Below are 19,646 nucleotides of genomic sequence, written 5' to 3'. Positions count from 1 at the left end.
GCCCCATTCTAAAGGGAGCGACTATGGCGTCCGCAGCCGAACAGCTGGCCAAGAATCTTAACTTCGGGACCTTCGCCAAGGCGAAGGCCCTTCAGCAGCGCATCTGGTTCACACTGGGTGCGCTTCTGGTTTACCGGCTTGGCACCTACATCCCGGTTCCCGGTATCGATCCCGATGCCTATGCCGCGACCTTCAAGCAGGCGCAGCAGGGCATTTTCGGCATGTTCGACATGTTCGCCGGCGGTGCCGTGCAGCGCATGGCGATCTTCGCGCTGAACCTCATTCCCTACATCACCGCGTCCATCGTGGTTCAGGTGGTCACCACTGCCTCGCCGCGCCTCGAAGCCCTCCGCAAGGAAGGTGAGAGTGGGCGTCGCAAGCTCAACCAATACACCCGCTATCTTGCTGTGCTGTTCTGCGCGGTGCAGGCCTACGGCATCGCCAAGGGCCTCGAGGGCAGCCAGGGTGTGGTGCTCAATCCGGGCCTGTTCTTCGAGCTCTCGACCGTCATCACGCTGGTCGGCGGCACCATGTTCCTGATGTGGCTTGGTGAGCAGATCACCTCGCGCGGCATCGGCAACGGTATCTCGTTGATCATCTTCGCCGGTATCGTGGCGAACCTGCCGGCAACCGTCGTGCAGACGCTTGAGCTCGCCCGTACGGGCGCCATCTCCGGCTTCTGGGGCTTCGGCATTCCGCTCATCGCCATTCTGGTGATCGGCATCATCGTGTTCTTCGAACGCGCCCAGCGCCGGCTGCTGATCCAGTATCCGAAGCGCCAGGTCGGCAACAAGATGTTCCAGGGCGACACCTCGCACCTGCCGCTGAAGCTCAACACCTCGGGCGTTATCCCGGTGATCTTCGGCTCGTCCCTGCTGCTGCTGCCCGCCACGATTGCGTCCTTCGCGGCGCAGGGTGACGCCCCGCAGTGGCTGTCGGTGACGGCGGCGCTGCTCGGCCGCGGCCAGCCGCTCTATCTGGCGCTGTTCGCTGCGCTGATCATCTTCTTCGCCTTCTTCTACACCTCGATCGTCTTCAACCCGACCGACACCGCGGACAACCTGAAGCGCTCCGGCGGCTTCATTCCCGGCATCCGGCCGGGCGAGCGGACGGCGAACTACATCGACTACGTGCTCACCCGCATCACCCTGGTCGGCGCGCTGTATCTTACTGTCGTGGCGCTCATTCCAGAGCTGATCCACAGCCAGCTCAACGTCAGCCAGTTCATCGGCGGCACCTCGCTGCTGATCATCGTGACGGTGACGCTGGATACGGTGACCCAGGTGCAGAGCCACCTGATCGCCCAGCAGTACGAAGGCCTGGTGAAGCGGTCGCGCCTTGGGGGCAAGCGTAAATGAGGCTGATCCTTCTGGGACCTCCGGGCGCCGGCAAGGGCACGCAGGCAAAGGTGCTGATCGATAGCTACGGAATCCCGCAGCTTTCGACCGGCGACATCCTGCGCTCCGCCATCGCTGCGAAGACCCCCATGGGCCTCGCCGCCAAGGAGATCATGGACCGCGGCGACCTCGTCTCCGACGAGATCGTCAACGGTATCGTGTCCGAGCGGCTTGACCAGGAAGACTGCCGGGCCGGTTTCGTGCTCGACGGTTTCCCGCGGACCATTCCGCAGGCCGAGGCGCTCGACGAGATGCTGACCGAAAAGGGCATGCAGCTCGACGCGGTGGTGGAAATCACCGCAGACGCCGACGTGCTGGTCGGACGCATCGCCAAACGGGCAAAAGAATCTGGTGTTGCTCGCGGCGACGACAACGAGGACGTGCTTCGCAACCGCCTCAATGTCTATCGCGAGCAGACCGCGCCGCTTGTTGAGTTCTATCGCGGCAAGGGCCTCTTGAAGTCTGTCGACGGCATGCAGCCGGTCGATGAGGTTACGGCGGCCATCCGCCGGGCCGTGCATAACTAGTATACCTCGGGGCAGGGGCTCCGCAGTTGACTCTGTGGAACCTTGCCTCTATGAACCGCGCCAGTCTCATGGATTATCGGGCTGGATTCGGTTCCTCAACTGAGTGAGGGGGCGGATTCCGGTCCCTTGTCGTTATCAAACGGGCAGCGTGAGCTGCCGACTATAGGAGAGCGGACGTGGCCCGTATTGCTGGCGTCAATATTCCGACCAACAAGCGCGTGGTTATCGCGCTTCAGTACATCCATGGGATCGGCGCCAAGTTCGCCAAAGAGATCACCGAGAAGGTCGGCATCCCGGCCGAGCGTCGCGTCAACGACCTGACCGACGCCGAAGTGATCCAGATCCGCGAAGCGATCGACCGCGACTACGTCGTCGAGGGTGATCTGCGCCGCAACGTGGCGATGAACATCAAGCGCCTGATGGACCTCGGTAACTACCGTGGCCTCCGTCACCGCAAGGGCCTGCCGGTCCGTGGTCAGCGCACGCACACCAATGCCCGCACCCGCAAGGGTCCGGCCAAGCCGATCGCCGGCAAGAAGAAGTAATCCGGGTAGCGGAGCACCTCTCCGCCATCCTGATGTAGCTGCTGGAACTACGGCAGCGTCGATATCGAACTGAGGAAGCAAATTGGCAAAAGCTGAAGTCGCGCGCGTTCGTCGCAAAGAGCGCAAGAACATCACCAATGGCGTTGCGCATGTGAATGCGTCGTTCAACAACACCATGGTCACCATCACCGACGTGCAGGGCAACACCATTTCCTGGTCGTCCTCGGGCGTGATGGGTTTCAAAGGGTCGCGCAAGTCGACCCCGTATGCCGCCCAGGTTGCGGCGGAAGACGCGGCCAAGAAGGCCCAGGAACACGGCATGAAGACCCTCGAGGTCGAGGTCCGCGGTCCTGGTTCGGGCCGTGAATCGGCGCTTCGCGCGCTGCAGGCTGCTGGCTTCAACGTCACCAGCATTCGCGATGTCACCTCGATCCCGCACAACGGTTGCCGGCCGCGCAAGCGTCGCCGCGTCTAACCTCCGTTACGGTAGATCTCCCGGCGCGCCCCTCGCGCCGGGATAGGTACATTGCATAGCGGACAGGCGGTTAGGCGGACCGCCCATTTGAAAGGACACCACCGTGACCATCCAGCGGAACTGGCAGGAACTCATCAAGCCGACCAAACTGGACATCGTTTCGGGCAGCGATAGCGTGCGCACGGCCTCGGTCGTGGCGGAGCCGCTTGAGCGCGGCTACGGCCTGACGCTCGGCAACGCTCTGCGCCGCGTGCTGCTCTCTTCGCTCCAGGGCGCGGCCGTTACCGCGATCCAGATTGACGGCATCCTGCACGAATTCTCGTCGCTTCCGGGCGTGCGCGAAGACATTACCGACCTCGTGCTGAACGTCAAGGAAATCGCCCTGAAGATGGGCGGCGAAGGTCCGAAGCGTTTGACCCTCACCAAGCAGGGCCCGGGCGCAGTTGTTGCCGGCGACATCAAGGTCACCGGCGACATCGAAGTGCTGAACCCGGACCTCGTGATCTGCCACCTCGACGACGGTGCCGAGATCAACATCGAGTTCACGGTCAACACCGGCAAGGGCTACGTCCCCGCCGACAAGAACCGTCCGGACGACGCCCCGATCGGCTACATCCCGGTCGATGCGCTGTTCTCCCCGGTTCGCCGCGTGTCCTACAAGGTCGACGCGACCCGTGCCGGTGAGAGCCTCGACAAGGACAAGCTGACGCTGACGGTCGAGACCAACGGCGCCATCTCCCCGGAAGATTCGGTGGCCTATGCCGCCCGCATTCTCCAGGACCAGCTGTCGGTCTTCGTGAACTTCGAAGAGCCCACCAAGGAAAAGGCCCAGGACAGCGTCCCGGAACTCGCCTTCAACCCGGCGCTGCTCAAGAAGGTCGACGAGCTCGAGCTGTCGGTCCGTTCGGCCAACTGCCTGAAGAACGACAACATCGTCTACATCGGCGATCTGATCCAGAAGACCGAAGCCGAGATGCTGCGCACGCCGAACTTCGGCCGCAAGTCGCTCAACGAAATCAAGGAAGTGCTGGCTCAGATGGGCCTGCACCTCGGGATGGACGTGCCGAATTGGCCGCCTGAGAACATCGACGATCTGGCCAAGCGCTACGAAGATCACTATTAAGCTGGCCAAAAGCCACTAACCGCCCGTCGTGAGACGCCCGGGCCTTAGGGAGTAACAAAATGCGCCACGGTAATTCGAACCGTAAGCTCAACCGGACCTCTGCTCATCGCAAGGCCATGTTCGCCAACATGTCTGCCTCGCTGATCAAGCACGAGCAGATCGTGACCACCTTGCCCAAGGCTAAGGAACTGCGTCCGATCGTCGAGAAGCTGATCACGCTCGGCAAGCGCGGCGATCTGCATGCCCGTCGCCAGGCCATCGCCCAGATGAAGGACGAGACCCAGGTCCAGAAGCTGTTCGCCACTATCGGTCCGCGCTACAAGGATCGTAACGGCGGCTACATCCGCATCCTGAAGGCCGGCTTCCGCTACGGCGACAATGCCGCCCTTGCGGTCATCGAACTGGTCGATCGCGACGTCGACGCCAAGGGCCTCGACTCGGGTCCGGTGGAAGTGCGCGAGACCGACGACGAATCCGTAGCGGCGTAAGCCCGAGGCATTCGGCGAAGTTCAGGGCGGTCCGGTTCATCCGGGCCGCCTTTTCGTTTGACCGCAGAACATAATCTGCGCCGTAATGGCGGCACTCGATTGGGGAGAGTGAAATGACGGACCAGGGCCTCATCCTTGTCACCGGTGCGACTGGCTTTGTTGGCAAGTGGACAATCCTCGAGCTGCTGCGCGCGGGCCACCGGGTCCGGGGCACGATCCGATCGTTGGGCCGCGCTGACGAAGTTCGCGCCACGCTCGCCACTGAGCTGGGGCAGGGCGCCCTCGACCGCCTCGAACTGCTCGAAGCCGATCTCCTCGACGACAAGGGCTGGACAGAGGCGATGCAGGGCGTCGCCACCGTCATGCACATCGCAACGGCCATCCGAGCCGACGAGCCCAAGGACCAGAGCCTCGTCATCCGCCCGGCGCTCGAAGGTACGCAGCGCGTCTTCCGCTTCGCCAACGCCGCCGGCATCAAGCGCATCATCATGACCTCGTCGATCGCCACGGTCGGCTATGGCCACGGCCAGACCAGCGGCCGTCGCGTCTACGACGAGACCTACTTCACCAATCTCGAGGGCATGCGCTGGACCTGGGCCTATTGCGTCGGCAAGACCAAGGCGGAGCAGTTCGCCTGGGCCTTCGCCAAGGACAACGGCATCGCCCTGACCACCATCCATCCCGGCGCCATTATCGGCCCCGCACTCGATGTGGACGCCAGCATCTCGCTCGGCATGGTGTCCGGGTTGCTCGCCGGCGCGGTGCCGGCCATGCCCAGCAACGGCTTCTCGATCATCGATGTGCGCGATGTTGCCGCCCTGCACCTCGCAGCACTCGACAAGCCCGAGGCGGCCAACCAGCGCTATCTCGCCACCAGCGAGTATACCCCGTTCCCGAAGGTCGCCGAGATCCTCCGGGAGGCCTATCCGAGCTGGGAGATCACCATGAAGAAGGTGCCAGACTGGATCATCAAGATCATCGCCAGCTTCGGCGGTCCGGCCCGCCAGATCATCAACGATATCGGCAACGAGAAGGTGTTCGACGGCTCGAAAGGCGAGAAGCTGCTGGGCCGCAAGTTCATTTCGGCCAAGGATTCGATCCTCGCCACCGCCGAAAGCGTCATCCGGCTCGGCTTGGTGAAACCGAAGACCTCGTAACCCGCCTAGCGGTCCAGCCCCCACGCCGCATAGAGACGCTTCAGTTCAGCCATCGAGTTGAGCTCGATCATCGGCAGGCCAGCGGCGCGCAGGATCGCCAGATCGCGCTGCCGCTTCTTGGGCTGCTCGAACAGGATGAACCGGAAGAGCCGCCAGTTCAGTTTGTCGATATTGCCCTCGAGTTGCCCCGCGCGACTGCCGGTCTCGAATAGCGTACGCCTGAAATTGCGCAGCGCAGCTCGCCAGGGCTCGCTCCCCATCATGACGATCCCGCTGGCGCGCTGAAGCCGCTGCGGCACGGTGGCGAAGTAGTTGCCTTCAATCACCCAGCTATCCGTAGCGATCTGCGCGTCGTGCAGAGCCACAAACTCCTCCCTGGGGCGTGGCTCCCAGTTCGTGTAGGGCAGGTGATAAAGCAGATCGAGATGAATGGCCGGGCGTTCCAGCTTGCGGCCGATTGCCCTCGCCAGCGTGGATTTGCCGGCGTTCGACGGGCCGCAGATCATGATTCGATCGCCGAGCGCCGACAGTGGCAGCACGTCCATTTGAGCCCCCTCGTTCCCACTTATCCCCGCGCCGGGGGATGGGGCTTATACTGCATCTACTTTCCCGATGCGAGGCGCTACGCGGCGTCGCGGGGAGGGTTCGGGCTAGGGGCGGGGCGCCGTTTCTAGGGTTTGGTGGAAGCGTCCGCTTTGCGCACCATCGGGCCAAAAGACCGTTCGCAATGGGCGGGGCGAGAGTCCCAACCTTGTACAGTTCGGCGGACGACCGCCACAGGGACGAAGTCCCGCCCATGCCGCTCATCCAGAAGCGGCAAACTGACCGGAAACCCCGAGGCCATGGCCGTCGGGCGCCTTCGCACGTCTGTGTGCCAGCTCCGGCTTTCCCCTTGCAACGCAACGGACTAAGCTCCGCGCAGCACGGAGGAAGCCTTGTCGAAAGTCGTTATCATCGGTGGCAGCGGTCACGTCGGCACCCATCTGGTGCCCCGGCTGGTCAACGCCGGCCACCAGGTCGTCAACGTCACCCGCGGCCACCGCGCGCCCTACACCCCGAACGCCGCCTGGGGCAAGGTGGAGACTGTCCTCATCGACCGCGATGCCGCCGAGCACGAGGGGAGCTTCGGCGCCGCCATCGCGGCGCTCGATGCAGACATCGTCATCGACATGATCTGCTTCGTGCTGCCGCGGGCGCAGCATCTGGTCGAAGCCCTGCGCGGCAAGGTCCAGCACTTCCTCCATTGCGGCACCATCTGGGTCTACGGCCACAACACCGCAGTGCCCGCCACCGAGGACCAGCCACTCAACCCCTTCGGTGAGTACGGCACCCAGAAGGCCGCCATCGAAACCTACCTGCTCGACGAGGCCCGCCGCACCGGCTTCCCGGCGACGGTCTTCCGCCCAGGCCACATCGTCGGCCCCGGCTGGGACCCGCTGAACCCGGCCGGCCACTTCAACTCCGAAGTCTTCTCGAAGATTGCCCGCGGCGAGGAGCTCACGCTCCCGAACTTCGGCCTCGAAACCGTCCACCACGTCCACGCCGACGACCTGGCTCGGCAGATCATGGCCATCATCGCCAGCCGCTCCACCGCCGTCGGCGAAGCCTTCAACGCCGTCTCCCCGCAGGCGATCAACCTGCGCGGCTACGCCGAAGCCATGTACCGCTGGTTCCGCCACGAGCCAAAACTGCGCTACCTGCCGTTCGACCAGTGGAAGGTCGGGCAGGATCCCGACGAGGCCAACGCCACCTGGGAGCACATCGCCCGCAGCCCCAGTCACTCTATGGAGAAGGCCAGGCGCCTCCTCGGCTTCACCCCGCGCTACTCCTCGCTCGAAGCCGTGCAGGAGGCGGTCACGTGGCTCATCGCCAACGGCCGCGTGCAAGGTCCGCAAGACTAGTGAAATCGGCTCATGGCACACCGTCGTAGCACACGAGGTAAGCCCATGACCCAGAGCTACGAAGCCCGCATCAACCGCGTCACCGCCTACATCTACGATCACCTCGACGAGCCGCTCGATCTCGAGCGCCTCGCCGACGTGGCCGCCATGTCGCCCTGGCACTGGCATCGCATCTATTCCGCCATGCGCGGCGAAACCGCCGCTGCCGCCGTCCGTCGCCTCCGCCTGATGCGCGCCGCCAACGAACTGGCCAACACCGATGCGCCGGTCGAAGCCGTCGCCAAGCGTTCAGGCTACGATAACCTCCAATCCTTCACCCGCATCTTCGCCGACGCCTACGGCATGCCGCCGGCCCGCTACCGACGCGAAGGCAGCCACACCGTATTCAACCCAGCGCAGAACGGCGCTCCGACGCCACACTACGATGTCGAGATCCGTCATCTCCCGGCGATGACCATCGCCACCGAGCCGCATGTCGGTGACTACATCAACATCGGGATGGCCTTCGACCTGCTGTTTGGCCGCCTCGCCACGGCTGGCCTCATCGACCAGAACACCCGCATGTTCGGGATCTACGGTGACGATCCGAGCGCCGTGCCGGTAGACGAGCTCCGCTCGGCGGCAGCCGCCGCGCTGAGTTCGCCGCCAGCAGGCCTGCCAGTCACCACTACACGCGCCGGCGACTACGCCGTCCTCCGCCACAAGGGGCCGTACCCCGACATGCTCGCCGAGTACAACTGGATGTTCGGCACCTGGCTACCACAGTCGGGCCGTGACATCGCCGATGCGCCGGTGCTCGAGGAATATCTCAACAGCCCGCGCGACACCGCGCCGTCAGACCTCCTCACCATCCTCTACCTGCCTCTCGTCTGAGCCATGGCCAAGTCCTGGACTGAGAAGCTCAACGCACCGGCCGAGCCGGTGATCAAACCCGCCCCGATCAGCATCGCCGGCATGCACGCCGGCCAGGTCATGCTGGTGCCGACACCCCAAATGATCGCCGATTTCATGTCGGCAATCCCCTCTGGCCGCACCGTCGACATCAAGGCGATGCGCCGCGACCTCGCAGCCCGCTACAACGCCGAAGTCACCTGTCCGATCTACGCTGGCTACCACCTCCGCACCGTCGCCGAAGCTGCCCTCGAGGCCCATGCCGCCGGCATGCCGGCCGATGCCATCACTCCGTTCTGGCGCGTGCTGGACGAGCAAAGCTCCACCACCGGCCGCCTGCCGAACGGCGTCGCCTTCGTGGCGGCGAGACGGGCTGCCGAGCGCTGAGGGTTCTCGGCGGCGCTCGCTCCAGCTATCGTTGCGATGCTTGGAGGAGCGACAATGCACAAGGGATCATGTCTTTGCGGAGCCATCCGCTTCGAGGTGGAGGGCGAACTGACGCCACCCACTGCGTGTCATTGCACGAAATGCCGCAAGCACACCGGTCACTACGAAGCCGGTACTGACGTGCTCAAGGCCGCGTTGACCATCGTCGGCGAGGATAAGGTCACCTGGTACCACTCGTCCGAGAAGGTTCGCCGCGGCTTCTGCTCGGTCTGCGGCTCGTCGCTGTTCTTCGACCCCGTCCACCACCACCGGATCGGCATCTACATGGGCGCCTTCGACACGCCCACCAACACCCACCTCGCGATGCACATCTTCGTCGCCGACAAGGGCGACTACTACGACATCGCCGACGGCCTGCCGCAGAACCTGCAGTGACGGGCGAGGGCAGGGGAGCAAAAATTATCCCCGGCCCTCTTCACTGTGTCATTGCCCTTCTCTAACAAGGGCCGAGCAATCGATTGCACGGACAAGGGGTCACGCACATGTCTACCATCATCGACATCACCGGCCGGCAGGTCTTCGACAGCCGCGGCAATCCCACCGTCGAGGTGGACGTGGTGCTCGATGACGGCAGCTTCGGCCGCGCCATGGTGCCCTCGGGCGCCTCGACCGGCGCCCATGAGGCAGTGGAACTCCGCGACGGCGGCAAGCCGTTCCTCGGCAAGGGCGTCACCAAGGCGGTCGATTTCGTCAACACCGAGATCTTCGCCGAGATTCAGGGCCTCGACGCCCTCGACCAGATCGGCGTCGATCGCGCCCTGATCGAACTCGATGGCACGCCGAACAAGTCGCGTCTCGGCGCCAATGCCATCCTCGGCGTCTCGCTCGCCGTGGCCAAGGCCGCCGCCGAATCGAGCGAACTGCCGCTCTACCGCTATATCGGTGGCCCCAACGCCCACGTGCTGCCGGTTCCGATGATGAACATCATCAACGGCGGCGCGCACGCCGATAACCCGATCGACATGCAGGAATTCATGATCCTGCCGGTCGGCGCCGAGAGCATGGCGCATGCGGTGCAGATCGGCTCCGAGATCTTCCATACCCTGAAGAAGGGTCTCGCTGCCGACGGCCACAACACCAATGTGGGTGACGAAGGCGGCTTTGCGCCGAACCTCAAGTCCGCCGAGGCGGCGCTTGAGTACATCGTCAAGTCGATCGAGAAGGCCGGCTACGCCGCCGGCAAGGACGTCTATCTCGGCCTCGATTGCGCCTCGACCGAGTACTTCAAGGGCGGCAAGTACGCCATGGAAGGCGAGGGCAAGACCCTCTCCTCCGAGGAGAACGCCAAGTTCCTCGCCGGCCTCGTCGACAAGTTCCCGATCATCACCATCGAAGACGGCATGGCCGAGGACGACTGGGAGGGTTGGAAGGCGCTTACCGACTTGCTCGGCAAGAAAGTGCAGCTGGTCGGCGACGACCTGTTCGTCACCAATACCGAGCGCCTGCGCTCCGGTATCAAGATGGGTGTCGCCAACTCGATCCTCGTCAAGGTGAACCAGATCGGCTCGCTCTCCGAGACGCTCGACGCCGTCGATACCGCCCACCGTGCCGCCTACACCTCGGTGATGTCGCACCGCTCGGGCGAAACCGAGGACTCGACGATTTCGGACCTCGCCGTCGCCTGCAACTGCGGGCAGATCAAGACCGGGTCGCTGTCTCGCTCCGATCGTCTGGCGAAGTACAACCAGCTGATCCGCATCGAGGAGCAGCTCGGCACCTCGGCCAAGTACGCCGGCCGCAGCATTTTGAAGGCCTGATCGAGAAACCCTGACATGCGGCGGTAGCTGAATCGGCTACCGTCGCGTGATGACCCACCACCTCCGCTATTCCGGCCAATCGGCCGATGATCAGGCGCAAGCGCTCCGCGACATCATCCGCGCCACGCCGATGCTGCTTGACATCCTCGAACGCGCGCATCGCCTCGCGCTCCCCGACACCTGGCTGGTCTCTGGCGCCATCTACAACACCGTCTGGAACCACCTGACCGGCCGCCCACCGCTCACCGGCATCAACGACATCGACCTGTTCTACTTCGATGCCTCCGACCTGAGCTACGAGGCAGAGGACCGTGCCATCAAGGCTGCCGACCAGGCCTTTGCCGGCTCGCCGCTGCCGGTGCAGCTTCGCAACCAGGCCCGCGTCCACCTCTGGTACCCCGAGCGCTTCGGCGAACCCTATCCGGCGCTGAGCTCCTCCTGCGAAGCCATCGATCGCTTCGCCTCGCTAACCCATGCCGTCGGCGCACGCCTCGATAGTGCAGGGGCAATCGAGCTCTACACCCCCTTCGGCCTCGACGACCTCTTCAGCTTCCGCATCGTCCCCAACCGGCGAATGAACAACCGGGCGACGCATGAGAAGAAGGGCGCAAGGGCGATGACGGTCTGGCCGGAGATCGTGGTCGAGGCGTGGTAGGGCCCGTCGAGGACCCTATCCGGCATCTTCCCGTACCTGACTCCACCCCACCGGCGTCATTCCCGCGAAGGCGGGAACCAAGTGGGATACTGCGGCGTCACCGAATGCTGAGAGGCCGCACTGGGTTCCCGCCTTCGCGGGAATGACTCCGGTTGGATTGGGTACTTATCCTCGCGCCTACACCCCACGCTAAGCTGCAACCACCCGTTAAGCCGCGGTGAACTATAAGAGGTACCAAGCAAACCAAGCGTAGCCGCACCCATGCCCACCCGTTTGAAACGCCCGGCCTTCTGGCGCCATGTCGCCCTCACGCTCGGGCTCATCGCCTTCCAGGGCTACCTGGGCTACAGTGTCGTCACCGGCCAGTTCGGCATCGAGAGCCAGGACGTGCTCGAGGCCGAGATCGACGAGCTGGGTGCGAAGTCTGGAGCGCTGCAGGCGGAGATCGATTCGTTCCGCCACCGGATCGACCTGTTCCAGACCACCAAGATGGATCCCGATCTGGTGTCCGAGCGGGCGAGGGCACTGCTCTCCATGGCCCAGGCAGACGACGTTGTGGTGATGGTCGATCCCGCGACCGGTAAACCGACTTCCGGTTCAAATGCTTCGTCAACCACAGACGAGTTAACCGAAGATATCGATGACGGCATAGACTGATAGCGCCGTTTCTTCACGCGACACGCGGATTCGCGTCCGTCACAATATTGCGCTAAGCTCCGCCGGTTCGCGGCCCAACCGCCGCGCGACACGATGCGGCTTATCCCTATTTCGGAGCTCTCGCCCATGGCGCGTAAAGCGGCGGCCAAAACGGCCCAGTCCAATGTCCCCGAACTCACCAAGGAACAGGAACTCGCCGCTTACCGCGAAATGCTGCTGATCCGCCGCTTCGAGGAGAAGGCCGGCCAGATGTACGGCATGGGCCTGATCGGCGGCTTCTGCCACCTCTATATCGGCCAGGAAGCCGTGGTCACCGGCGTCACCATGGCATCGAAGAAGGGCCAGGATGCCCAGATCACCGGCTACCGCGATCATGGCCACATGCTGGTCATGGGCCTCGATCCCAAGGGCGTCATGGCTGAGCTGACCGGCCGCCAGGGCGGCCTGTCGAAGGGCAAGGGCGGCTCGATGCACATGTTCTCCAACGAGCACCGCTTCTACGGCGGCAACGGCATCGTCGGCGCGCAGGTATCTCTCGGTACCGGCCTAGCGTTCGCCAGCAAGTATCGCGGCGACAACACGGTTTCGATTTCATATTTCGGCGACGGCGCTGCCAACCAGGGTCAGGTCTACGAGAGCTTCAACATGGCCAAGCTCTGGAACCTGCCGGCCGTCTACATCGTCGAGAACAACCGCTACGGCATGGGCACCTCGGTCGAGCGCGCCTCCGGCCAGCCGGATTTCTCCAAGCGCGGCATCTCCTTCGGCATCGACGGCGAACAGGTCGACGGCATGGATATCCGCATGACCTACGACGCCGCCAAGCGCGCCATCGAACACGCCCGCTCCGGCAAGGGCCCGTACATCCTCGAGATGCTGACCTACCGCTACCGGGGTCACTCCATGTCCGACCCGGCGAAGTACCGCTCCAAGGATGAAGTCTCGACCATGCGCGCCGAGCACGATCCGATCGAGCAGGTCAAGCAGCGCATCCTCGAGAAGCGCTACGGCACCGAGGAGAGCCTCAAGGAACTCGAGACCGAGATCCGCGCCATCGTCACCGAGGCCGCAGACTTTGCCACCGCTGACGCGGAGCCGGCCGCGTCCGAGCTCTGGACCGACATCTACGCCGCCTGATCGGCGTTCCTCGCGTTTTCCCTTTCGATCTCCCGCTGGAGAGCTAGATGCCCACAATCCTCATGCCCGCCCTCTCGCCGACCATGGAAGAGGGGAAACTCTCGAAATGGCTGGTCAAGGAAGGAGACACGGTAAAGCCCGGCGACGTGTTGGCCGAGATTGAAACCGACAAGGCGACCATGGAGGTCGAAAGCGTCGATAGCGGCGTGGTGAACAAGATCATCGTCCCCGAGGGCACCGAGGGCGTGAAGGTCAATGCGCCGATCGCCGTGGTTCTGGGCGAGGGCGAAGAGCCGGGCGATGTCAGTGCCCAGCCGGCGCAGCGCGCTCCCGAGGCTGTCTCCGCCGCGGCGGTCGCGGAAGCAGTCGCATCACCGACGCCGACCGCACCTGCCGGCGTCGCGCCGGTATCCATCCTCGAAGTCGCGTCGGATCCGGACCTGCCGGCCGGCGTCGAGATGGTCGAAATGACCGTCCGCCAGGCGCTGAACGAGGCGATGGCCGAAGAGATGCGCCGCGACAAGGACATCTTCCTCATGGGCGAGGAAGTTGCCGCGTACCAGGGCGCCTACAAGATCAGCCAGAACCTGCTGCAGGAGTTCGGCCCGCAGCGCGTCATCGATACCCCGATCACCGAGCACGGTTTCGCCGGCCTTGCAGTCGGCGCCGCGTTCGCCGGCCTCCGCCCGATCGTCGAGTTCATGACCTGGAACTTCGCCATGCAGGCGATCGACCAGATCATCAACTCCGCCGCCAAGCAGCTCTATATGTCCGGCGGCCAGGTCACCGCGCCGATCGTCTTCCGCGGTCCCAACGGCGCTGCCGCCCGCGTCGGCGCCCAGCACAGCCAGGATTATTCGGCCTGGTATAGCCACGTTCCCGGCCTCTACGTCGTCGCGCCCTATAGCGCCGCCGACGCCAAGGGCCTGCTCAAGGCAGCGATCCGCTCCAACAATCCGATCGTCTTCCTCGAGAACGAAATCCTCTACGGGTCGACCGGCCTCGTTCCCAAGGTCGACGACTACGTGCTGCCGATCGGCAAGGCGCGTGTTGCCCGCCAGGGCAAGGACGTCACCATCGTCTCGTTCTCGATGGGCATGCGCTACGCCACCCAGGCCACCGAGAAGCTGGTCGCCGCCGGCGTTGATGTCGAACTGATCGACCTGCGCACCCTGCGTCCGATGGACACCAAGACCGTCGTCGAGTCGGTGAAGAAGACCGGCCGCCTCGTCACCGTCGAGGAAGGCTGGCCGCAGGGCGGCATCGGCGCCGAGCTGGCCGCCGTCGTCGTCGCCGAGGCGTTCGACTATCTCGACGCCCCGCCGACCCGCGTCACGGGCAAGGACGTCCCGATGCCTTACGCCGCCAACCTCGAGAAGCTGGCATTGCCGAACGTCGATGAAGTCATCGCGGCGGTGAACGCCGTGACGTACCGGAGCTAGGCGGATGCCCACGCAGTCCGAGCTCGACCAGAAGTTCCTCGATGCCGCGTACGAGGAGGCTCAGAAGGGCCTCGCCGAGGGCGGGATACCGATCGGCTCGGTGCTGGTGCGGAATGGCGAGATCATCGGCCGCGGTCACAACCGCCGCGTGCAAAAGGGCGATCCGATCCTGCATGGCGAGATGGATGCGATCCAGAACGCCGGCCGGCAGCGGACCTATCGCGACGTGACCTGCTACACCACGCTCAGCCCATGCATGATGTGCACCGGCACCATCATCCAGTTCGGGATCTCCCGCGTGGTCGTGGCGGAATCGAAGAATTTCAAAGGCTTTCAGGACGTCCTGTCATTGGCCGGCGTGAACGTGGTCGACTACCACGAGCCGCGCTGCGAGCACATGATGGCGGACTTCATCGAGAAGCATCCGCAACTCTGGAACGAAGATATCGGCGAGTGAGGCACCTATGAGCATCAACATCACCATGCCCGCGCTCTCTCCCACCATGGAAGAGGGCAAGCTCGCCAAATGGCACGTCAAGGAAGGCGACAGCGTCTCCTCCGGTGACGTCATCGCCGAGATCGAAACCGACAAGGCGACGATGGAAGTCGAGTCGATCGACGAGGGCAGGATCGGCAAGATCCTGGTGCCGGAAGGCACCGAGGGCGTGAAGGTCAACGCGGTGATCGCCGTGATCCTCACTGAAGGCGAAACCGCCGCCGACGTGACGGCTCCAACTCCCGCCGCTGCCCCGGCAGCCAAGGCACCCGAGCCGACCAAGGCTGAAGCTCCGGCGCCCGCCGCTACTCCCGCGCCGGCCGCTGCTGCGCCTGCTCCTGCCGCTCCGAAGCCCACGACCGCACCCGCAGCTAACGGCGCCCGCGTATTCGCTTCCCCGCTGGCCAAGCGCCTCGCCAAGGAAGCCGGCATCGAGCTCAACGCCATCTCCGGCTCCGGCCCACACGGCCGCGTCGTGAAGTCCGACGTCGAAGCCGCCCGCTCCGGCAAGGCCCCGCTCAAGGCCGCTCCGGCTCCCGCTGCTGCGGCCTCGGGTGGTGCAGCACTCGCCGGGGGCATGACCAAGGCGCAGGTGCTGGCCCTCTATCCTGAGGGCAGCTACGAGATCGTGCCGAACGACGGCATGCGCAAAGTCGTCGCCGCACGCCTCACCGAGGCCAAGCAGACCATTCCGCACTTCTACCTGTCGCTTGATTGCAGGATCGATGCGTTGCTCGAAGCCCGCGAACAGATCAATGCCGCCGCCCCGGTGAAGGACGGCAAGCCCGCCTACAAGCTCTCGGTCAACGACTTCGTCATGAAGGCCTGGGCTGCCGCGCTGATGAAGGTGCCGACCGCCAATGCCACTTGGGCAGGTGACTCGATCCTCTACCACAAGCACGCCGACGTGGCCGTCGCCGTGGCCGTTCCCGGCGGCCTGTTCACTCCGGTGGTCAAGGCCTGCGATACCAAGTCGCTGCGCCAGATCTCCGAAGAGGTGAAGGACCTTGCCGGCCGCGCTCGCTCCAAGAAGCTGTCGCCCGCCGAATACCAGGGCGGCACCTCCTCGGTCTCCAACCTCGGCATGTATGGCATCAAGAACTTCCAGGCCGTCATCAACCCGCCGCACGGCACCATCCTTGCGGTGGGCGTCGGCGAAGAGCGCGTCTACGCCGAAAAGGGCCAGGTGAAGGTCGCGAACTTCATGACCGTCACCCTCAGCTGCGACCACCGCGCTGTCGACGGCGCGCTCGGCGCCGAGGTGCTGGCGGCGTTCAAGGGCCTGATCGAAAACCCCGTGATGATGCTGGCTTGAGCCGCGCCATGCTCCGGTCCCTCAAACTGGCACTGCTGACGGTACTGCTGTCGCTGACCCTGGTCGGCGGTAGCGAGGCCTTGCAGATTACGAAGGTAGGCAAGGAGCTTGTGCGGGGCTTCCAATATGCTGCACCGGCACAGGCGAAGGGCCACCTGGCGGGCTACACAGTTCTGGCAAAGCTCGGCCGCGTGCAGAAACGTGTCCTCAACATTCTGCCTATCTCCACAGTTGCCATCCTCTATTTTGCGCCGGATGGCACGCTGCTCGGCTGGTCGGACAAGAGCGACATCGTGGAGCGCGGCACCTGGCAGGTGAAAACCGCGCCGAACGGCAACGACCTGTGCATATTCTTCGACAAAGGACGGGGCGCGGGCATGTGTACCGTGCTGATCTTCGGCGGCCCGCAATTTCTCGAGAGCACCAAAGGTAACCCATTCGGGCTGAAGGCAAATGCCGCCGTGCCATACGATCTGGGCCGGTTCGGCGTCTCGCTCGGCAATGTCGCCAAGAAGCTGGGACTGTAGGCGATGAAAACCATCCTCGCTTTCGGCGACAGCCTCACCTTCGGCGCCAATCCGATCCCGGGAGGCCAGCGCCACCCGTATGAGGATCGGTGGCCGACGGCTCTTGAGCGCGCCCTCGACGGCAGGGCCCGCGTCATCGCTGAAGGCCTCGGCGGGCGCACCACCGTGCACGACGACGGCTGGGCTGCTGCCGACCGCAACGGCGCGCGCCTGCTGCCGACGCTGCTCGAGTCGCACTCGCCGCTCGACCTCGTCGTCATCATGCTGGGCACCAACGACCTGAAGCCGTTCCACGGCCGCACGGCGCAGGAAGCGGCCAACGGCATGCGGCGGCTGGTGCAGATCATCCGCGGCCACTACCAGAAGCCCGGCGACGTCGCGCCCGGGATCATCCTCGTCGCGCCGCCGCATATCCGCGACACCGACCATCCCGAGATGCTGCTGCATTTCGGCGATGAGGCCATCGCGCAGTCCAGGCTCTTCGCCCAATGGTACAAGCTGCGCGCCGACGAATACGGCACCGGCTTCTTCGATGCCTCGACTGTCGCCGAAGCCGATCCGGCCGACGGCGTGCATCTCGATGCTGCCAACACGCGTGCCATCGGCGAGGGCCTAGTCCCGCTAGTGAAGCAGGTGCTGGGCCTGTGACCGCCCCGATCGCCATTCGCCCGGCGACCAAGACAGACGCGAGTGAAGTCGCGCTGCTGGTCAATATCGCGACGCATGGTGGCATCGGCATGGGTTGGGCGCACGACAGGCGTGCCAAAGGCACCTACGATCCGATCGAGGTCGGCCGGCTCGACATGCTCGACGAGAGCGACGGCCTCAACTGGCGCAACGCCAGCCTCGCCGAGAGCGATGGTGAGGTCGTCGGCCTGTTGCTCGGGTATCCCGAACCCGAAATCATGCCGCCGATGCCAGAGGACCTGCCGGATTTCCTAGTCCCCATCGTCGAACTCGAATGGCTTTCCGCCGGGCACTGGTTCATCTCGATGCTTGCCGTACACACACCGTGGCGAGGGCAGGGGATCGGCGCCAAGCTGCTCGATGTCGCAGAGAACAAGCGCGCCGAGGCTGGCAGCCGCGGTCTGACGCTGATCGCTGAAGACGCGAACGTGCGGGCAAGGCAACTCTACGAACGCGAAGGCTTCGCGGTCTCCGCGACCCGGCCGATGCGCAAGCTCCCGGGCGGCACGACGCCGGGGAAAGACTGGTTGTTGATGGTGAAGGACCAACAAGATGGCTGACTCATACGATCTCATCGTCATCGGCGCCGGTCCGGGCGGCTACGTAGCCGCCATCCGCGCCGCGCAGCTGGGCCTGAAGACTGCCATCGTCGAGCGCGAGCACATGGCCGGCATCTGCTCCAACTGGGGCTGTATCCCGACCAAGGCGCTGCTCCGCTCAGCTGAGATCTACGGCCATATGGGCCACGCCAAGGACTACGGACTCTCGGCTGGTGAGTTCGGCTTCGACATCGCTGCCATCGTCGATCGCTCGCGCAAGATCGCCGGGCAGATGAACAACGGCGTCCAGTTCCTCATGAAGAAGAACAAGGTCGACATCATCTGGGGCGAGGCGCAGCTGACGGCACCGGGCGAGATCGTGGTCAAGAAGATGACCAAGAAGCCGGTCGAGCCGCAGTGGCCGCAGCCCAAGACCGTGCTGCCCGAGGGCACCTACAAGGCCAAGAACATTATCATTGCCACCGGCGCCCGGCCGCGTGTGCTGCCCGGAATCGAGCCCGATGGCGAGAAGATCTGGACCTATTTCGAGGCGATGAAGCCGGCGAAGTTCCCGAAATCGCTGGTGATCATGGGCTCCGGCGCCATCGGCATGGAGTTCGCCTCGTTCTACCGCTCGCTCGGCGCTGAGGTGACCGTGGTCGAGCTGCTGCCGACCATCCTGCCGGTCGAGGATGCCGAGATCGCCGCGCATGTGAAGAAGCGCTTCGAGAAGCGCGGCATCAAGATCATCACCGACGCGAAAGTGTCGAAGGTCGACAAGACCAAGGACGGCATCACCGCCCACATCGAGCCCAAGACCGGTGACAAGCTCACTATCTCAGCCGACGCGCTGATCTCGGCGGTCGGCGTGCAGTGCAACACCGAGAATCTCGGGCTCGAGAAGGTCGGCGTGAAGATCGATCGCGGCGCCATCGTCATCGACAACTACGGCCGCACCAACGTGCCGGGCGTCTGGGCCATCGGCGACGTCGCCGGCCCACCGATGCTGGCCCACAAGGCCGAGCACGAAGCCGTCGTCACCGTCGAGACTATCGCAGGGCTCAAAGGCGTCCATGGCCTCGACAAGCTGAAGGTCCCGGGCTGCACCTATTGCGAGCCACAGGTGGCGAGCGTTGGCCTCACCGAGGCGAAGGCAAAGGAAGCCGGCCGCGAGATCAAGGTCGGCCGCTTCCCGTTCGTCGGCAACGGCAAGGCGATTGCGCTCGGCGAGCCTGAGGGCCTGGTGAAGACCATCTTCGATGCCAAAACCGGCGAGCTGCTCGGCGCCCACATGGTGGGCGCGGAAGTCACCGAGCTGATCCAGGGCTTCGTCGTTGCGATGGGCCTCGAGACCACCGAGGAAGACCTGATGCACACCATCTTCCCGCATCCGACGCTGTCTGAGACGATGAAGGAATCGGTTCTCGACGCCTACGGTCGCGCGCTCAACATCTGATGAACCACCCGGTTCCACCCGAGGACA

Annotated in this window: 23 protein-coding genes; 22 read left to right on the top strand and 1 reads right to left on the bottom strand. The window is 64.3% G+C overall.

The annotated features are described in order from the left end of the window. Nucleotides 1-23: 23 nt before the first annotated feature. The 7 genes from secY to AC1DV8_RS15425 all read left to right on the top strand — a co-directional run bounded on the left by secY (nt 24) and on the right by AC1DV8_RS15425 (nt 5,712). A complete protein-coding gene (gene secY / locus AC1DV8_RS15455) occupies nt 24-1,358 on the top strand; it encodes a preprotein translocase subunit SecY (protein ID WP_477149299.1) in 1,335 nt (444 codons plus the stop codon). Continuing rightward, nucleotides 1,355-1,924, top strand: coding sequence for an adenylate kinase (locus tag AC1DV8_RS15450; protein WP_477149300.1), 570 nt, complete (start codon nt 1,355-1,357; stop codon nt 1,922-1,924). The genes secY and AC1DV8_RS15450 overlap by 4 nt, the downstream gene beginning before the upstream one ends. Before the next feature lie 176 nt (nt 1,925-2,100). Next, nucleotides 2,101-2,469 carry a 30S ribosomal protein S13 gene (gene rpsM / locus AC1DV8_RS15445; protein WP_477149301.1) on the top strand — a complete coding sequence of 123 codons (369 nt, stop codon included), beginning with the start codon at nt 2,101-2,103 and terminating at the stop codon, nt 2,467-2,469. 82 nt (nt 2,470-2,551) lie between these two features. Continuing rightward, the gene (rpsK, locus tag AC1DV8_RS15440; protein ID WP_055049094.1) at nt 2,552-2,944 is read left to right on the top strand and encodes a 30S ribosomal protein S11; all 393 of its coding nucleotides are present in this window, start codon (nt 2,552-2,554) and stop codon (nt 2,942-2,944) included. 103 nt (nt 2,945-3,047) lie between these two features. Then, the gene (locus AC1DV8_RS15435; RefSeq protein ID WP_477149302.1) at nt 3,048-4,067 is read left to right on the top strand and encodes a DNA-directed RNA polymerase subunit alpha; all 1,020 of its coding nucleotides are present in this window, start codon (nt 3,048-3,050) and stop codon (nt 4,065-4,067) included. A 59-nt stretch (nt 4,068-4,126) separates the two neighbouring features. After that, a complete protein-coding gene (rplQ, locus tag AC1DV8_RS15430) occupies nt 4,127-4,555 on the top strand; it encodes a 50S ribosomal protein L17 (RefSeq protein ID WP_477149303.1) in 429 nt (142 codons plus the stop codon). Nucleotides 4,556-4,668: 113 nt separating this feature from the next. Further along, nucleotides 4,669-5,712, top strand: coding sequence for an NAD-dependent epimerase/dehydratase family protein (locus tag AC1DV8_RS15425; RefSeq protein WP_477158083.1), 1,044 nt, complete (start codon nt 4,669-4,671; stop codon nt 5,710-5,712). A 5-nt stretch (nt 5,713-5,717) separates the two neighbouring features. On the opposite strand, the gene AC1DV8_RS15420 is transcribed toward AC1DV8_RS15425, so the two are convergent. Further along, nucleotides 5,718-6,257: a P-loop NTPase family protein gene (locus AC1DV8_RS15420; protein WP_477149305.1), complete on the bottom strand. Its 540-nt coding sequence runs from the start codon at nt 6,255-6,257 to the stop codon at nt 5,718-5,720. Nucleotides 6,258-6,647: 390 nt separating this feature from the next. Between AC1DV8_RS15420 and AC1DV8_RS15415 the strand changes: the two genes are divergently transcribed. From AC1DV8_RS15415 to lpdA, 15 genes are all read left to right on the top strand, one after another. Then, nucleotides 6,648-7,613 carry an NAD-dependent epimerase/dehydratase family protein gene (locus AC1DV8_RS15415; RefSeq protein WP_477158082.1) on the top strand — a complete coding sequence of 322 codons (966 nt, stop codon included), beginning with the start codon at nt 6,648-6,650 and terminating at the stop codon, nt 7,611-7,613. A 45-nt stretch (nt 7,614-7,658) separates the two neighbouring features. Further along, a complete protein-coding gene (locus AC1DV8_RS15410) occupies nt 7,659-8,486 on the top strand; it encodes an AraC family transcriptional regulator (RefSeq protein WP_477158081.1) in 828 nt (275 codons plus the stop codon). Between the two features lie 3 nt (nt 8,487-8,489). Then, nucleotides 8,490-8,891, top strand: a complete 402-nt coding sequence (locus AC1DV8_RS15405; RefSeq protein ID WP_477158080.1) for a hypothetical protein — start codon at nt 8,490-8,492, stop codon at nt 8,889-8,891. A 54-nt stretch (nt 8,892-8,945) separates the two neighbouring features. Then, entirely contained in the window at nt 8,946-9,326 is a 381-nt protein-coding gene (locus AC1DV8_RS15400; RefSeq protein WP_477158079.1) for a GFA family protein, read from the top strand. 107 nt (nt 9,327-9,433) lie between these two features. Then, entirely contained in the window at nt 9,434-10,708 is a 1,275-nt protein-coding gene (gene eno / locus AC1DV8_RS15395) for a phosphopyruvate hydratase (protein WP_477158078.1), read from the top strand. 49 nt (nt 10,709-10,757) lie between these two features. Then, nucleotides 10,758-11,363, top strand: coding sequence for a nucleotidyltransferase family protein (locus AC1DV8_RS15390; protein ID WP_477158077.1), 606 nt, complete (start codon nt 10,758-10,760; stop codon nt 11,361-11,363). Nucleotides 11,364-11,624: 261 nt separating this feature from the next. Beyond that, nucleotides 11,625-12,020 (top strand): FtsB family cell division protein, encoded by a 396-nt coding sequence (locus AC1DV8_RS15385; RefSeq protein WP_477158076.1) that lies wholly within the window; start codon nt 11,625-11,627, stop codon nt 12,018-12,020. A gap of 126 nt (nt 12,021-12,146) precedes the next feature. Then, the gene (gene pdhA, locus AC1DV8_RS15380; RefSeq protein WP_477149312.1) at nt 12,147-13,157 is read left to right on the top strand and encodes a pyruvate dehydrogenase (acetyl-transferring) E1 component subunit alpha; all 1,011 of its coding nucleotides are present in this window, start codon (nt 12,147-12,149) and stop codon (nt 13,155-13,157) included. 47 nt (nt 13,158-13,204) lie between these two features. After that, nucleotides 13,205-14,599, top strand: a complete 1,395-nt coding sequence (locus AC1DV8_RS15375; protein WP_477158075.1) for a pyruvate dehydrogenase complex E1 component subunit beta — start codon at nt 13,205-13,207, stop codon at nt 14,597-14,599. A 4-nt stretch (nt 14,600-14,603) separates the two neighbouring features. Further along, nucleotides 14,604-15,056 carry a nucleoside deaminase gene (locus AC1DV8_RS15370; RefSeq protein WP_477149314.1) on the top strand — a complete coding sequence of 151 codons (453 nt, stop codon included), beginning with the start codon at nt 14,604-14,606 and terminating at the stop codon, nt 15,054-15,056. A gap of 7 nt (nt 15,057-15,063) precedes the next feature. Continuing rightward, nucleotides 15,064-16,410, top strand: a complete 1,347-nt coding sequence (locus AC1DV8_RS15365) for a pyruvate dehydrogenase complex dihydrolipoamide acetyltransferase (RefSeq protein ID WP_477158074.1) — start codon at nt 15,064-15,066, stop codon at nt 16,408-16,410. Beyond that, nucleotides 16,407-16,937 (top strand): hypothetical protein, encoded by a 531-nt coding sequence (locus AC1DV8_RS15360; RefSeq protein WP_477158073.1) that lies wholly within the window; start codon nt 16,407-16,409, stop codon nt 16,935-16,937. Before AC1DV8_RS15365 ends, AC1DV8_RS15360 begins: the two co-directional genes overlap by 4 nt. A gap of 3 nt (nt 16,938-16,940) precedes the next feature. After that, nucleotides 16,941-17,585 carry an SGNH/GDSL hydrolase family protein gene (locus AC1DV8_RS15355; protein WP_477149316.1) on the top strand — a complete coding sequence of 215 codons (645 nt, stop codon included), beginning with the start codon at nt 16,941-16,943 and terminating at the stop codon, nt 17,583-17,585. After that, the gene (locus tag AC1DV8_RS15350) at nt 17,582-18,184 is read left to right on the top strand and encodes a GNAT family N-acetyltransferase (protein WP_477158072.1); all 603 of its coding nucleotides are present in this window, start codon (nt 17,582-17,584) and stop codon (nt 18,182-18,184) included. Before AC1DV8_RS15355 ends, AC1DV8_RS15350 begins: the two co-directional genes overlap by 4 nt. Beyond that, nucleotides 18,177-19,619: a dihydrolipoyl dehydrogenase gene (lpdA, locus tag AC1DV8_RS15345; RefSeq protein WP_477158071.1), complete on the top strand. Its 1,443-nt coding sequence runs from the start codon at nt 18,177-18,179 to the stop codon at nt 19,617-19,619. The genes AC1DV8_RS15350 and lpdA overlap by 8 nt, the downstream gene beginning before the upstream one ends. The last annotated feature ends 27 nt before the right edge of the window (nt 19,620-19,646 follow it).

Source organism: Devosia sp. P3_B2, from assembly GCF_056402875.1.
The sequence above is the reverse complement of the archived record's forward strand: the minus strand, read 5'-3'. Positions and strand labels throughout refer to the sequence as shown.